This window comes from Marinactinospora rubrisoli (genome assembly GCF_042664915.1).
Lineage (GTDB): Bacteria > Actinomycetota > Actinomycetes > Streptosporangiales > Streptosporangiaceae > Marinitenerispora > Marinitenerispora rubrisoli.
In genome coordinates this window covers 157,269-170,959 of record NZ_JBHTBH010000003.1, presented here as the reverse complement: position 1 = coordinate 170,959, position 13,691 = coordinate 157,269, and the positions used below count along the sequence as shown (strand labels likewise).

Sequence of the window (13,691 nt, the reverse complement as noted above, 5' to 3'; positions counted from 1 at the left end):
CAGGAGTCCATCAGGTCGACCCCGTGACGACATGACGGCCGCGTCGTCCCCTCCGCGCAACGCGATGACCGTCGCGGCCGAACCCCTGCGAACGCGGGGCGTCGTCGCACCGCGCCGCCTTCGGCGGGCGCACTCGTCCCGGAACGTCCCGCCCCGGCCGCTCGTCATCCGGTCCGCCCCCTCCGCCTGAGCCTTCTCCGGCCTGGGCCACGCAACTCCGCTACGCCCGAGGCCGCCATGAGCGGTGGCGGCACCGATCCCGCCCCGAACGACACGGCGTGACCAGCGGCACAGACGGCCATGAGCGGCCGGGCGATACGTTCCCTCTGGCCCGCCCGTTGGGGACGTCCCGCGCCCATGTCCCGTGGCGCAGCGGCCCGTCTCGTGCGGCGCGGTCACGCGGAGACCTCGGCCCTGGTGTCCCGAGCGTCCTGCGACGCCCGCCCGCTCTCGTCAGGCGGCCCTGACCCGGCCGTTGCCCGCTCGTCCCGCACCGCCTCCGGACCGGTCAGGACGACGAGCACCCGGGCCAGGGCCGTCAAGCACAGCAACTGCGGTACCCAGCCGCGCAGCGCCGCGGCGAGTGCGGCGCCCGGGCTGGCGGCGGCCACGACGGCGCCTCCGGCGATGGCCAGACCGGCCGCGGCGAGCAGCACGGCGGCGAGCCACGGGTGGGCCGCCACCGTGGCGGCGCCGCGCGTCGCACGGCGGACCGCCTGGCCGCCGCGGTGGCCCGCCGTGCGTAGCCGGTCGCGCCCCGGCCGTCGGGCGGGCTCGCGTCGCGCCGACGATCCGTCAGCCGCCTCGGTCAGCGGCCCGGCGTCCACCGGGACCACGGCCGGGAGCCCGGCCGCCTCCTCCCGCCGTCCGGCTCGCCACCACGCGGTGGCCAGCACCGCTCCGACGACGGCGAGGCCCGTGCCGCCGCCCACCCACACGCCGTACAGCAGTGCCGGCGCGAGCATCCACTCCCCTCGCGGGCGGGCGGCTCCCGCCGCCGGCAGCGCCGCCCCCCGGGTCAGCAGCCGGACTACCGGCCGCGGCGCCCGGATCCGGCCACGGCCGGCACGCGCCGCGGCCGGCCCCTGCCGGGCGAACGCCACCGCCACCACACCGAGCGCCAGGACCGCCCCCACGCCCAGCGCCGCGCGGTAGGCGGTGTCCGGCGCGTACCGCAGGGTGACCGTCCCACTGGTACCGGCGGGCAGCTCCCACGCCTGCTTCCAGCCGTCCAGCCGGACCGGGGTGAGCGTCCGTCCCCCGACGCTCGCCCGCCATCCGGCGTTGAAGTTCTCGTTCACCACCAGGTACGCGGCGTCGTCGGCGTCGACCGTGACCCGGCGTTCGGTCGGCGTCCAAAGCTCCGTCGACCGCACCGGTTCCGTCCGCACGGGCGGGCGGGCGTCCGCCGCCGCGGCGCTCACGAGCGCCGACCGCACGTGGTACCGGCCCTCGTCCACGTCGGCGCCGTCGACGGTGACGCGGTTCGCCCCGGCCCTCAGCGGCACCTCGCCGCAGCTCTCGTACCGGACCGGCCGGCCGGCCAGCGCGTCCCGCAGCGCGTCGCCGGTCAGCCGGGTCGGCACGTCCTCCCCGTTGACCCGGACCCGCGGCCCGGCACCGCAGGCAGCGGCGAGGGCCGCGTCCGGCACGTCGGGCAGCGGCGGCACGCCGGGCAGCGTGATCGACGCGACCTCCAGCGGCTGGCCGGGCGGTGGCTCGAAGGTGATCGTCACCTCGTCGGCGGTCAAGGCCGCGAAGTCCAGCCGCCCATCGCCGTCCAGCCACCCCGACCGCACCGCGGTGCCGCCCTCCACGGTGACGCGCACCGGCGCGGTCACGGTGTCGGCGCGCGGGAAGCCGACCCGGATCGCGTCCAGTTCAGTGCGTTCCCCGAGTTCGACCCGCAACGACGGCGCGTCGTCGGCCGGGTCCGGGTACCAGACGGTCGCGGGGTCGTCGTCGAAGGCCGCCCGCCCCAGCGCGGCCGGATGGTCGACGGAGGTGCTGGACGACGTCACCCTCGGATGCCCGCCCTCGGCGTTGGCGGCCCGCTCCAGCGCGGCCGGGTCGGCCACGACCACGTGGCCGCTGACGGTGTCGAGGCGGTCGGCCGCCGCCGCGGAGAGGGCGACCGAGCGGTCCAGGACCGCCGCGTCCTCTCCCTCGATCGCGAGGTCGGGGTGGCAGGCCCACACCCGCGATCCGGCGAGGCACCCCGGCGCGCTGCCGACCGACCCGGTGAACAGCACGGCTCCGGCGTCCGCCGCACCGGGCACGTCGAGGTACCGGGAGGCCGAAAGGCCGGGCAGCGTCAGCTCGCTGACACCGATCCGGACCGGCCGTCCGGCATCCCAGGCCGGTTCGCCCATCCGCAGTTCCAGCCGGGAGGTGCGGCCGGGCGGGACGGCGATCTCCTGGGGCTCCGGCCCGGCCGTGACCGGTACGGTCCGGCGCCCGGTGTCGGTGACGACGGTGACCTCGGCCGGCGGCGGCTCGCCCGGGATCTCCTCGAACGCCACCGTGAGCCCCGAGACGTCCCGCGGCCCGGTGAACGCCACACGCAGCCATGCGCCCTCGGCCCCGTCGGTCGTGGCGGGCCGCCACGCGGTGTCCGGGTCGCCGTCCACCGCGGCGAACGGCAGCCGTCCCGGGTCGCGTTCGGCGGCCGGCGCCCCGGCACCGGCGGCCGAGGAGGAGGCGGTCACCGCCGCGAATCGTCCGTTCCCGGCCACGGAAGCGTGTTGCCCGTTCCCAGCCACGGAGGTGTGTTCTCCGTTCCCGGCCACGGAGGCGTGTTCCCCGTTCCCGGCCACGGAGGCGTCGTCGATCACCGCCACCGCCGTGTAGGGGTCCCAGGCGGGGTCGGCGATGTCGGGGGCGGGCGCGCCGCGTTCCAGCGGTTCGGTCGCGGTGAGCGTGGCGGTGGTGTTGCGGCGCACGTCGGAGTAGAGCACCTCGCGGCGGCGCACGGTGTCGGTCACCACGGTGTTCTCGGGCGTGATCCCGGCGGCGTCACCGCCCGCGTCGTCGCCGACGATGACCGGCCGGTCGCCTTCCAGCAGCCCCTGCTCGGCGAGCGCGAGCAGCGCCTCGGGCCCGCCGGTGACCCGTAGCGCGCCGTCGCGGGGCACGGTGCCGATCCGGGGCGCCGTCCCGTTCACGGTGTAGACCTCGACGGCCTGGTACGGCTGGTCGTACCACGCGGACGCCGGAACCGCGTCCAGGGTGCCGACGACCGGGCCGAAGCCGCGCGCGTACTCGATCCCGGGCGAGTCCGCGAGCGCCTGGTGCACCCGGGCCGGCCAGCCACCGTTGTTGCCGGCACGCTGGAGGTCGTTGCGGACGAGCAGGTGCCCGACCCCCATGCGGGCGAGGGCGTCCGCGAGGCCCGGGGAGCCACGGCCGGAGGTGAGCCGCTGGTCGATCTCGTGCAGCATCCGGGACACCCCCGCCGATCCCCACGGGATGATCTGGTGGTTCGTCCAGGCGCTCTCCATGAGCGGCTGCATGGGCTCGTCCATGGGACGTCCCCACAGGTACTCGCCGCGCGCGGAGCCCGGGACGGCCATGGTCACCCCGGTGCCGCCGCGGGCGTCGATCCACTCGGCCGCCTCGCGCCAGTACACCGGGATCTCCTCGAACCCGCCGGGCGCCGCCAGCCCGACCGTGGCGGCCGGGGTGAGGGTGGCGAGCACCGCGACCGCGCACAGGCCGGTCGTGTACCGCCGCACGGCCATGAGCGCCGGTGCGCCGCCCGGACGGCGGGCGGCGCGCACGGCGGCCACCGCGGCGGGCAGCCGGGCCAGGCCGAGGGCGAGCGGCAGCCGGATGAGGGCGTCGAACTTGTGGATATTGCGGAACGGGCCGAGCGCACCGTCCAGCGCTTCGCGGACCGCCGGCGCGGCCGGCCCGGTGAGGTCGCCGGTGTGCCCGGCGACGACCACGGCGGTGCCGGTCAGCAGCGACACCAGCAGGAAGGTCCGCTCCGGTGTTCCGTGGTGCAGCAGGCCGGCCAGCCCGAGGGCGGCGACCACCGCCGTGGCGGCGACCAGCCACGGTTCGCCGGCCAGTTCGGCACCGGCCGGCAGCGAGGTCGTCGGCAGGTACCCCATCCAGTTGGAGGTGCCGCGCAGTGCGTTGGCCAGCGTGGTGACGCTCGTCGTGGTCGCGGCGTCCTCGGTGAACGGCATGAACGAGAAGACGTACCGCCCCATGAGCAGCAGCGGCACCAGCCACCACATCGACACCAGGCCGATGGCGGCCAGCCACCAGCCGAGCAGCCGCCGCCGTCGCGGGCCGGGGGACCGGGTGAGCAGGTAGAGCAGCGGGACGGTGAGGACCGCGAGTTCCGCCGCGGCGTTGGTGCCGCCACAGCAGAGGAACGCCGTCGCCGAGAGCGCCGCCGCGCGCAGCGGGCTGCGGCCGGTGCGCGCGCCCTGGACCAGGGGCAGCAGGATCCACGGCAGCAGCAGCGTCGGCTGCAGCTCCGCGGAGTTGTAGGAGAGGAGGGTGAGGACCCGCGGCGCAAGGGCGTAGCCGAGTCCCGCGACGATGCGGGCCCGCGCGGACCCGATCCCGAACTCGCGGGCCAGCCGGACGGTGCCGAGGAACGCCGCGCACAGCAGCAGCGCCATCCAGCAGCGCTGCACCAGCCATTCCGGCATGCCGGTGGTGATGAGGAGCGCGTGGAACGGGCCGTTGGGGAACAGGTAGCCGTACGCCTGGTTCTGCACCTGGCCGAAGTAGGCGGGGTCCCAGAGGTGCAGGGCACGGGCGAGGAACCCCAGCGGGTCGACGGTGAGGTCGATCTTGGTGTCGCCGACGATGCGGCCCGGGTCGGTGCTGAGGGCGAGCGCGGTGAGCAGCAGGCACACCGCGAGCAGTTCGGTTCGCCGGACCAGCGCGCGGTCGACCGGCCGGATGGCGGGGGCGGGCGGGCCGGGCGGTCCGGCCGTGGCGGATCCGCCCTGCTCCGGGGAGACGGGGGCGGGGGACGTCACCGGGGCGCCCCGCGGCGCGTCCTCCACCGTAGCCGTGGCCGCCGGACGCGCCGCGGGCTGATCTCGGCCGCGATCAGTCCGGCCATGGCGGCTCCGGTGCGCTCCCAGGTGAACCGGGACGCCCACTCCCGGCAGGCGCGGCTGATCTCGGCTGCGCGGGCAGGATCGCTCAGCTCGGCCAGGGCGCGGTGCAGCACGTCGGCGAGCGTCTGGCCGTCGCGGACCAGCCAGCCGGTCCGGCCGTCCCGCACCGAGTCGCGGAGCCCGTCGACGTCATAGGCGACGGTGGGCACCCCGAACGCGGCGGCCTCGATCACGGTGAGGCCCCATCCCTCGAACCGGGACGCGGTGACGTGCAGCCGCGCCGCTGCGAGGACGGCGTTCCGGTCCGCCTCGGGGAGGAAGCCGTGCAGCCGCACCCGGTCGGCCAGGTCCTGCCGGTCGACCTGGGCGGCGAGTGCGGCGGCCTCGGGACCGCGTCCCACGACGTGCAGCCGCAGGCCGGGCCAGTCGCGCCGGAGGCGGCCGACGGCGTCGACCACGCGGGCCACGCGCTTCTGCGAGACGAGCCGACCCAGGCTGACCAGTGCGGGCGCGCCGGGGGCGGCGGGCGGCCCGGCGGGGGCGAGCGGCGGACTCGGCTCCCACCCGCCGTTGTGGATGACGGTGATGGGGGCGCGCCAGCGCAGTTTGGCGCGCATGGCGCGGCGCGACGACTCCGACACCGTGACCGTGGGACAGGAGCGGTAGACGCGGCTCGCGACCCTGCTCTCCACGAACCGGCCGAACCACGCCAGCGGACGGCGGAGGTAGGCGTCGAACTGGGCGTCGTGCACGTGGTGCACCAGGCTGATGACCCGGGTGCGGCGGGACAGCACCAGCGGGGCGAAGAAGGGGACGCCGTTCATGCAGTCCAGCGCCACGTCGAAGCGCCACCGCGAGCGCAGCAGCCACAGCATCACCAGTGGATAGACGGTGAGCGCCGTGCCCATGCGGCGGAACCGCACGCCGTCGCGGGTCTCGGCCCGCGCCTGGCCGGGCTCGCGGCTGGTCACGAAGGTCACGGTCGCGCCGCAGGCGACGAGGTGCCGGCTGACCCGCCACGCGTATTCCTCGGCGCCACCGGCCGCCGCCTGCCAGGGGTCGCGCCAGTTGATCACCGCGACGCGCACGCCGTCCAGCCGGGGGCCGGTCCGGGCGCGCGGGCCGGACGGGTCGTGCCGTGGCCGCGGCGGACGGCGGGTGCCGGCGGTCGGCGGGTGCGCTGTGGCGCGGGTCCGCTGGACGACCACATGCCCTCCCTGTTCGGCCCGGGGACCCCGTCGTCGCGTGGGCGGCTCCGGCCGGGGCGGCGGCACGGCGCCGCCGCGGGCGCCTGACGGGGCGCGACGGCCGCCCGGCCGACGCGGGTCAGCGCTCGCCGTAGTTGTACAGCGGTTCGGTCACCGGCTCCGTGGTGGAGGAGGCGTTGGTGATGAGCGTGGTGCTGACGAAGGTGAGTGCGCCCGCCAGAGCCGCGCCGATGGCGCAGGCGGCGATGAGCTTGATCACCGGGTGTCCTCCTTCCGCGCCCGCCCCGCGCGGGCGCGGGCGGTGCAACGAGACTAGAACTTGATACAGCGATTGGCCAGAGGAGTGCCCCAACCGTGACGGTTCGTCCGGTGACCGTCCCGCTGGAGAACCGAGCGCGGTCGGCTACCACATGGACGCCCTCACCTCTGAGCAGCAGCGGTCGCGGGTCGCCGCACGCGGAGCGGATGCCGTCGACGTGGAGGAGTAACGCGTTCTCGTACCGGCCCGGCGGATGGGCGGAAGGGGTCCATCCGTGCGTGTCTTCGCCGGACACGCTGACGTCGTGGCCAGTGGGCGGCACAGCGGCCGCGGTCCTCCGTGCCGCCCGACCATGGGGCCGGGACCGTACTCCTTCGGCCGCGCTTCGATCTGCGGCAGCGGCGGCCTTCGCAGCCACGCCGACGATCTGCTGCGCTGGTGGCGATGGCTTCTCCGCACTTGACGTGCAAGCCGTTGTGACCCGTTGGGCCGGTCCCGCTGAGGTGATCGCGTTCGCGGCGGGCCTTGGAGCCTTCGCGCAAACCTGTTGGCGGACCACGGCGACCACTGTTACTTTTCCGGAGGCCGTGCGAGAGACCGAGGAGGTGGTAGCCGTGAACGTATCGACATGGGTGCTCCCCTCCGGGGTCACGGTCGGGCGATAGGTCGTCCGGGAGCGCCGTTCATGAGCACTCCCGAAAGGCACGACCATGCGATTCACTTCCGAACGGCGCCTCGACGACGGTGTCCTCGAACGCGAATTCACCCTCGGGGAGATCCCGGGCCTTCTGTGGACGCCCGGATCCGCATCCGCACCGGCACCACTGGTCCTGCTCGGTCACCCCGGCGGACTGCGCAAGATGTACCCCCGATTGGTGGCCCGGGCCCGGAACTCCGCGGCGGAGGGCTTCGCCGCGGCCACCATCGAGCTGCCCGGAAGCGGTGACCGGCCCCGTTCCGCCGCCGCCGAGCAGGCCCGCGCCGACCTGCACCGGGCGCTGAAGGCAGGCGAGCCGGTCAATGATGAGATCGTCGACCGGCTCGTCCTCCCTCTGGTCGAAAAGGCGGTCCCGGAATGGCGGGGCACCTTGGACGCCCTCATGTCGCTGCCTGAGATCGGCGGCCCGGTCGGGTACGCGGGAGGGGTGATCGCCATCGGCCTCCGGCTGGCGGTGGTCGAGCCGCGCATCTCGGCCGCCCTTCTGTTCGCCGGGAGTTTCGTCCCTCGCGCGCTGTTCGAGGAGGCCCGGCAGGTCACCATCCCGCTGCAGGTCCTGCTGCAGTGGGACGACGAGGGAAACGACCGGCAGGCGGCCCTGGACCTGTTCGATGCCTTCGGCTCCAAGGAGAAGACGCTGCACGCCAATATGGGCGGGCACACCGGCGTCCCGCGGTTCGAGGAAGACGACGGGAACCGGTTCTTCGCCCGGCACCTGAAGTGAGGCCGGGTCGTCAGGTCGGCAGCGAACGATAGGAGCCGTCGGTCGAGGCGCCGCTCATCGAGGAAGGGTCCCGGCCCTCCTCGGTGGCGGTGGCCGGCGGACGCACAACCGCTCGGACCGGTTCCCCGGATCAGGTGGGCGTACGCCGCCGGATCGCCGCCCACCCGGCCGCCGCCCCCGCCCAGAGCAGCGTGCCGCCGGTGACCGCCCATCCGGCCGTCACCGACCATGGCAGCCGGACCGGCGCCGCCGTCACGTGCGGGTCCGCGATACGGAGCAGCACGAGCCGAGGCCCGTCGTGGACCACTCGGACCTCCGGACCCGGGTCGGGCCACGCGGTCCTCGGGGCGGCCTCCGCCGCCCGGGCCAGCGCCGTCCGGTCGATCAGCACGTAGCGGATGCCGAGCGCGCCCAGGCGGCGGGGAACATCGGGGGCGGCACGCGCGGGCCAGCCCCCGGCGACCAGCGGGGCCACGGTGCGGGCGGCCGGGTCCTCACCGGCGATCTCGTGGACCCGGCCGTCGGCCGCCACCCGCAGGGCGTCGTTCCACACCACCTGCCGCGCGAACACCTTGGTGGCCGGATCGAGCGCCACGATGGTCCGGTCGTCCCCCGCCCGGTCCAGCCCCCGGTAGGCGCTCCAGGGCAGCGTGAGCACCGCCCCGGGCGCCGGGTCGCCGTCCACGATCGCGCGAACCCGTGCCCACTCGGCGGGGTATTCGACCGCTACCAGCCGTCCGGCCGCGCCCCACGCCAGCCCGGGGACCAGCGCCACCGGGAGCACCAAGAGCAGCACGGCCGCCACCGGCCCGGCGACCCGCCCCGGGTCCGGGCGCGGCGGCCGGACCCGGCGGCGGGGGACGGCGGGCCCGCCCCCCGGTCCCGGGTGCCAGAGGGCGTGCGCCAGCGCGGCGCAGCCGACCGCCTGGAGGAGCGCGACCGGCGCCACGTAGAGCTGGCCGTCGCGCAGCGGTCCGAACCCTGGCCAGGCGCCGATCAGGGCGATGAGGATCGCCCGGCCGGGCTCCGTGGTCCCCGCCACGGCCACCGCGAAACCGGCTCCGGCCGCGAACGGCAGCCCGCGCGTCAGCGGGACCGGGAGGCGGCGGGTCCACGCCCACCACGCCCAGCCCACGACGGCCGCCACGGCGAGGAGCAGCCGGGAGGCCGCGAGGAACGGATGGCCGTGACCGGCCGGCACCGCGTGGGCGTTCCAGATCCCGCCGAGGGCGAGCAGCGAGCCGGCCACGCCGAACGGGGTGTCGGCGCGGGCCGCGAACAGCGCCACCGCGGCCGGGTCGGTCCGGACGTCGGCCGCCACCGCCGACAGGGCCGGAACCAGCCACGGCAGGCTCACCGCGACCAGGGCCACGGCGAGCAGCACGGCCCGGCGGAGGGCCGCCGCAACGCGTCGCCGCCACGGGCCGGGGCACGGACCGAGGACCGACGCCGGAACGGCCACCAGCGCCGACAGCAGTACCGAGGAGAATCCGCCCACCGCCGCCGGCAGCAGCGCGCCGAGCATCCGCGGCAGGTCACGGATCCGCTCCAGCCGCGCGGCGGCGGCCAGCACCCAGGGCAGCCCGGCATAGCCGAGCAACAGCGCCCACTGTCCCAGGAGCAGACGCTCGGCGAGGTAGCCGTTCCAGACGTAGTACAGCGCGGCGGCGAGCCGGGGCACCAGGTAGGGACCCGGCACCAGCCGCGCCGCACCGGCCGCGCCGAGAGCGAAGACGGTGAGCAGCACGAGCGGCTGCACCACCACGTCCGGGAGCAGCCGGGCGAGCAGCGCCACGGCGGCGTCGCTGGGGACCGCACGCGGGAATCCGTCCCCGGCGCCGAGCACCGCCGGGGACAGCGGCGGGTCGGGCACGAACACCATGTCGTAGCGGAGGACGTAACCGGCGCCGAGTGTCGGCCCAAGGGCCAGCACACCGGCCGCCGCGCCGAGCGCGGCCGGCGACAGCCGCGCGGCCGTGGCCGCCGCGCGCGCCCCGATCCACCGCACGCCGCCCTCCCCGCAAGAACTCGTTCCAGCACGCCGTCGTGGACGCCGTTCCGCCGCACCACCGTATCCGCCTGGTCACCAGGCGCCGAGTCAACGGCGTTCGCGGTCGCCCTTGACAGATTTCCCGGAACGTAACAGGTTCTACTTCAGGGGATGCGCCCGGACACCGAATGCGCGACCACCCCCGTCCCCATACCGTGAACGGGCGTATCCCCGCGGAAAGGCGGCTCGACGTGATCGGTCTGGTCACGGCGCTGTGCTCCGCCGCGATCTACACCTGCGGACTCGTCATGGAGCAGCGCGCCCTGCACCGCGCTCCCGACCTCAGTCCCCGCCGTCCGGGACGGCTGGCCCGGACGCTGCTCGGCGACCGGCGGTGGCTGGCCGGTTGCGCGCTCGCCGCGATCGGCAGCGTGGGCCTGATCGTATCGCTGGGTCTGGCGCCGGTGTCGGTGGTCCAGCCCGCGTTCGCGGGCGGCGTCGCGACCGGCCTGCTGGTGGCGGCCCTGCTGTCCGGCGAACCGATCACCCCGGGCGAGCGGCTGGCACTGGGCGTGATGCCGCTCGCGCTGCTGCTCCTCGCCCTGTCCAGCGGCGAAGCGAGCGGCGAACCCGGCCGCACCGCCGACCACGCTCTGCTGCTCGCGGTCAGCCTGGGTTCGCTGCCCGCCGCCATGGCCATCGCCCTGCTCGCGGGCGCCCGGCGCACCTCCGCCGCCATGTCCGCGGTCCTGCTGGCGGCAGCCGCGGGCCTGGCCCAGGCAACGGCCGGGCTCCAGGGCAAGGGACTCGGCGGCCTGCTGGCCGACCATGGCCCGATCGGCGCGGTCCTGCCCGCACTGCTCTCCCCGTTCCCCTACCTGTACGCGCTGGGCTGGGCGGTGGGGATCGCGCTGTTCCAGACCGCCATGCAGCGGACACGCGCCACGGTCACCACCCCCGTGGCGAACGTGGTCGGCAACGTGGTCACGGTGCTGTTCGGCACGCTCGTCTTCGCCGAGACGCTCCCCACCGAGCCGCTTCCCCTCACCCTGCGCCTGACCGGACTGGGATTGACGCTGCTCGTGGTGGCGCTGGTCCGGGGGCAGGCAGGGCAGGCGGCGGCGCAGACCGCCCGACGGCGCGGCGCCACGACCGCATGAACGTCAGAGGCGGTCCGCCTTCAGGGTGGTGAGGAAGGCGGACCATTCGGGGGCGGGGAAGTCCAGATGGCCGAGGTGACGGTGTTGTGTGTCGCGGACCATGGTGGTACGGCCCTCGGCGACCTCGACGCAGTTGCCGCCGTGCCCCTGGCTGTAGCTGGATTTGTGCCAGTCGTTCATGTCGGTGTTCCTCCCACGCTCAGGCTCTGTCCGACTTGATCTGTGTGAGGAAAGCGATCCACTCGGCGGAAGGGAAGTCGAGATGGCCGAGATGGCGATGCCGGGTGTCTCGAACCTTGGTGATGCGGCCCTCGGCAACTTCAACACAGTCGCCGCCGCCTCCATCGCTGTAACTGGACTTGTGCCACTCGCTCATAGCAGGTTCCCCATGATCTTTCGAACAAGGTCGATGGAGCGGATCGGCGACAACGCCTCCGCCTGAAGAGCGCCGAACAACCCCTGCATCTGACGTACCTTGTCAGGTTCACCGAAGTTCGTCCCGCCAAACGTATGCTCCATGCGCACCACAGCCTGACCAGCACTCGTGACCATCTCCCGGAACGGCGCACAAAGACCGCAGTGGCGACGAACATCACCGGGGATGACCTGAAATCGGATCGTACCGTTGTCCGCGAGGGACACAATGTGTTCCAGTTGCCCCCGCATGACCTGCTCGTCGCCGACCACGCGGGTGAGCACGATCTCGTCCACGACGAACCAGAGCGTCGGCCGGTTCACGAGCAGGGTGGGGAGCCGCTCGGTCCGCACCTTCACGGTGTGGTCGATGTGTTCTTTCGAGGCCCCGACCTGCCTCGCTGATATCAGCACCCGCGCGTACTCGGCCGTCTGCAGCAGCCCTGGAACGAGGATGGAGTGGTACTCCTTGATCTCCGTCGCCTTGCGCTCCATGAGCAGACTGTCGCGAAACCACTCCGGAACCTCCCGCTGCTGCTTGAGCTCCTGCCATAGGCGGGTGAGGCTGCCACCTGTAGAAAGGGCTGTGTCCAAAGCTTCCGCATGATGCCGCTTTGGCAGCCTTGTGCCCCGCTCGAATGAACTGACGGTTGATTTGGAAAGCAGGGCACTCTTTCCCACATCGGTCTGCGTCCTGCCAGACAGCGAACGAAGCCGCATGAGTTCCGCACCCCAACGCACCCATAGCGCGTCGACCTTGTCCACCATTTCTTCATGGTGACACGCGGTTGACACAATTTTCTAGGTTCTCTCAGGAAATCCGCAAATCCGTGTCATCACTGGAGTTCTCGCTGGCTGTGCCCGCAAGGTGAATGCCAAGAAATAGACCCTCGCGACGGGTCGCCACCGTCCGAGGGCACGGCCTCCACCTATGCCGAGGTGCAGACATGCAGAATGGTACCTTCCCGACACCCCACCCCGAATCCGCGACCCAGGATGCGCATTATGCCGCTTTCCTCGCGATCGCCGCCGCTTTCCCCACCGGCTATCACCTGGAACGGCGCTCCGTCCCCGACGGCTGGGAGTACACCGTCCGCACGCCGGACGGCATCGTCCACACCCGTTGGCGGCTGGCCGACGTCCAGCGCATCCTCGCGGCCGTCCGGGGCCCGCGGTGAGCGCGGTGGCGCGGCCTGGAGCGCGTGTCCGGGCGTATCTGCCCGGCGTGCCCGGCCGGTTCGCCGATTATCCGGCGTTCGCCGCCGTGGCCGCCCGGCACCACGCCCGCTGGGAGGTCACCCACCACGAGGGCGAGCCGGTCCCCTACCGGGCCCGGCACCGGACCTGCGAGATCACGCTGGCCAGCGACGACGTGGAGATCCTTGGCTTCGCGCTGTCGGCCTTCGAGCCGGCCTCCTACGTCCGCCCCTACCTCCCACGAGCGGAGGATACGGCCCGGTGACGGCTACCGCCGCCGGGACAAGGTCAGCCTGCGGCCCGCCCGGTCGATCCCGGTGACGACGACGGTGATCTCGTCGCCGACCCGGACGGCGTCCGGCCGGTCCGCCACGGACGTGCGCGGGAGTTCCCGCACGGGCACCAGCCCCTCGACCCCGTCGGCGACGCGTACGAAGACGCCGAACGGGACCACCCTGGTGACCCGTCCCGGTAGCTCCCGGCCCACCGCCACGCGGTCGGCGAACCCGCGGAACGGATCCGGTCGCATCGCCCGCAGGGACAGCCGGGCCTCCAGGTTCCAGGTGTCGAACCAGAGGAATCGGCCCGAGACTCGCTGACCGACCCGAACGACGTCCGAGGCCGCCTCGATGCGCGACCACGACAACTCGGGGATGGTCACGAACCCGGCACCGGGGAAGACCGGGTGCCGGGGGCCGTCGTCCAGCGCCACGAACACGCCGAAGCGTTCGATCGCCGCGACGGCGCCGGAGAGGACGCGGCCCTCGTGCAGTGACTCCAGGTACGCCCAGAGTTCCGGGTGCGCCGATCGCCCACCCACGCCGCGCATGCCGCTCAGCCTGCCATGCCGAGCCGCACGCCGGGTGGCGTGGGCCGGTCACGGCGTCCGGCCGGTCGCCCGGCCGCGGTCCGCCCGCGCGGCCGTCCAGCAGGC

At 74.2% G+C, this 13,691-nt stretch carries 12 protein-coding genes; 4 read left to right on the top strand and 8 right to left on the bottom strand.

All coding sequences use genetic code 11. The features are described 5' to 3' along the window. Positions 1–395: 395 nt before the first annotated feature. The 3 genes from ACFQRF_RS07550 to ACFQRF_RS07540 form a co-directional block, all read right to left on the bottom strand. Complete coding sequence (locus ACFQRF_RS07550) at positions 396–5,003, bottom strand: alpha-(1->3)-arabinofuranosyltransferase domain-containing protein (RefSeq protein ID WP_379869978.1); 4,608 nt, start codon at positions 5,001–5,003, stop codon at positions 396–398. Next, positions 5,000–6,295 (bottom strand): glycosyltransferase family 4 protein, encoded by a 1,296-nt coding sequence (locus ACFQRF_RS07545; protein ID WP_379869976.1) that lies wholly within the window; start codon positions 6,293–6,295, stop codon positions 5,000–5,002. Before ACFQRF_RS07545 ends, ACFQRF_RS07550 begins: the two co-directional genes overlap by 4 nt. 118 nt (positions 6,296–6,413) lie before the next feature. Further along, positions 6,414–6,554 carry a hypothetical protein gene (locus ACFQRF_RS07540; RefSeq protein ID WP_379869975.1) on the bottom strand — a complete coding sequence of 47 codons (141 nt, stop codon included), beginning with the start codon at positions 6,552–6,554 and terminating at the stop codon, positions 6,414–6,416. Positions 6,555–7,264: 710 nt separating this feature from the next. Here ACFQRF_RS07540 and ACFQRF_RS07535 point away from each other — a divergent pair. Continuing rightward, a complete protein-coding gene (locus ACFQRF_RS07535) occupies positions 7,265–7,996 on the top strand; it encodes an alpha/beta hydrolase (RefSeq protein ID WP_379869973.1) in 732 nt (243 codons plus the stop codon). A gap of 130 nt (positions 7,997–8,126) precedes the next feature. On the opposite strand, the gene ACFQRF_RS07530 is transcribed toward ACFQRF_RS07535, so the two are convergent. Beyond that, entirely contained in the window at positions 8,127–10,004 is a 1,878-nt protein-coding gene (locus tag ACFQRF_RS07530) for an MmpA family trehalose lipid delivery protein (RefSeq protein WP_379869972.1), read from the bottom strand. 233 nt (positions 10,005–10,237) lie between these two features. Here ACFQRF_RS07530 and ACFQRF_RS07525 point away from each other — a divergent pair, with 233 nt between their 5' ends. After that, positions 10,238–11,146, top strand: coding sequence for a DMT family protein (locus tag ACFQRF_RS07525; RefSeq protein ID WP_379869971.1), 909 nt, complete (start codon positions 10,238–10,240; stop codon positions 11,144–11,146). A 3-nt stretch (positions 11,147–11,149) separates the two neighbouring features. On the opposite strand, the gene ACFQRF_RS07520 is transcribed toward ACFQRF_RS07525, so the two are convergent. Genes ACFQRF_RS07520 through ACFQRF_RS07510 form a run of 3 tightly spaced genes read right to left on the bottom strand, consistent with a single transcriptional unit; the run spans position 11,150 to position 12,328 of the window. After that, complete coding sequence (locus ACFQRF_RS07520; protein WP_379869969.1) at positions 11,150–11,326, bottom strand: DUF397 domain-containing protein; 177 nt, start codon at positions 11,324–11,326, stop codon at positions 11,150–11,152. Between the two features lie 19 nt (positions 11,327–11,345). Beyond that, entirely contained in the window at positions 11,346–11,522 is a 177-nt protein-coding gene (locus ACFQRF_RS07515) for a DUF397 domain-containing protein (protein WP_379869968.1), read from the bottom strand. Beyond that, positions 11,519–12,328, bottom strand: coding sequence for a helix-turn-helix domain-containing protein (locus ACFQRF_RS07510; protein WP_379869967.1), 810 nt, complete (start codon positions 12,326–12,328; stop codon positions 11,519–11,521). Before ACFQRF_RS07510 ends, ACFQRF_RS07515 begins: the two co-directional genes overlap by 4 nt. Positions 12,329–12,507: 179 nt before the next feature. On the opposite strand from ACFQRF_RS07510, the gene ACFQRF_RS07505 reads away from it, so the two are divergent. Then, on the top strand, positions 12,508–12,738 hold the full coding sequence (locus ACFQRF_RS07505) for a hypothetical protein (RefSeq protein WP_379869966.1): 231 nt from the start codon (positions 12,508–12,510) through the stop codon (positions 12,736–12,738). Between the two features lie 5 nt (positions 12,739–12,743). Beyond that, positions 12,744–13,022, top strand: a complete 279-nt coding sequence (locus ACFQRF_RS07500) for a hypothetical protein (protein WP_379869965.1) — start codon at positions 12,744–12,746, stop codon at positions 13,020–13,022. A 3-nt stretch (positions 13,023–13,025) separates the two neighbouring features. On the opposite strand, the gene ACFQRF_RS07495 is transcribed toward ACFQRF_RS07500, so the two are convergent. Beyond that, positions 13,026–13,586 carry a S1 RNA-binding domain-containing protein gene (locus ACFQRF_RS07495; RefSeq protein ID WP_379869963.1) on the bottom strand — a complete coding sequence of 187 codons (561 nt, stop codon included), beginning with the start codon at positions 13,584–13,586 and terminating at the stop codon, positions 13,026–13,028. Between the last annotated feature and the right edge of the window lie 105 nt (positions 13,587–13,691).

Excerpts from the sequence above, each read along its gene's own strand:
- ACFQRF_RS07520 (WP_379869969.1), bottom strand. The coding sequence starts at position 11,326 with ATGAACGACTGGCACAAATCCAGCTACAGCCAGGGGCACGGCGGCAAC.
- ACFQRF_RS07495 (WP_379869963.1), bottom strand. The coding sequence starts at position 13,586 with ATGCGCGGCGTGGGTGGGCGATCGGCGCACCCGGAACTCTGGGCGTAC.
- ACFQRF_RS07510 (WP_379869967.1), bottom strand. The coding sequence starts at position 12,328 with ATGGTGGACAAGGTCGACGCGCTATGGGTGCGTTGGGGTGCGGAACTC.
- ACFQRF_RS07505 (WP_379869966.1), top strand. The coding sequence starts at position 12,508 with ATGCAGAATGGTACCTTCCCGACACCCCACCCCGAATCCGCGACCCAG.
- ACFQRF_RS07515 (WP_379869968.1), bottom strand. The coding sequence starts at position 11,522 with ATGAGCGAGTGGCACAAGTCCAGTTACAGCGATGGAGGCGGCGGCGAC.
- ACFQRF_RS07535 (WP_379869973.1), top strand. The coding sequence starts at position 7,265 with ATGCGATTCACTTCCGAACGGCGCCTCGACGACGGTGTCCTCGAACGC.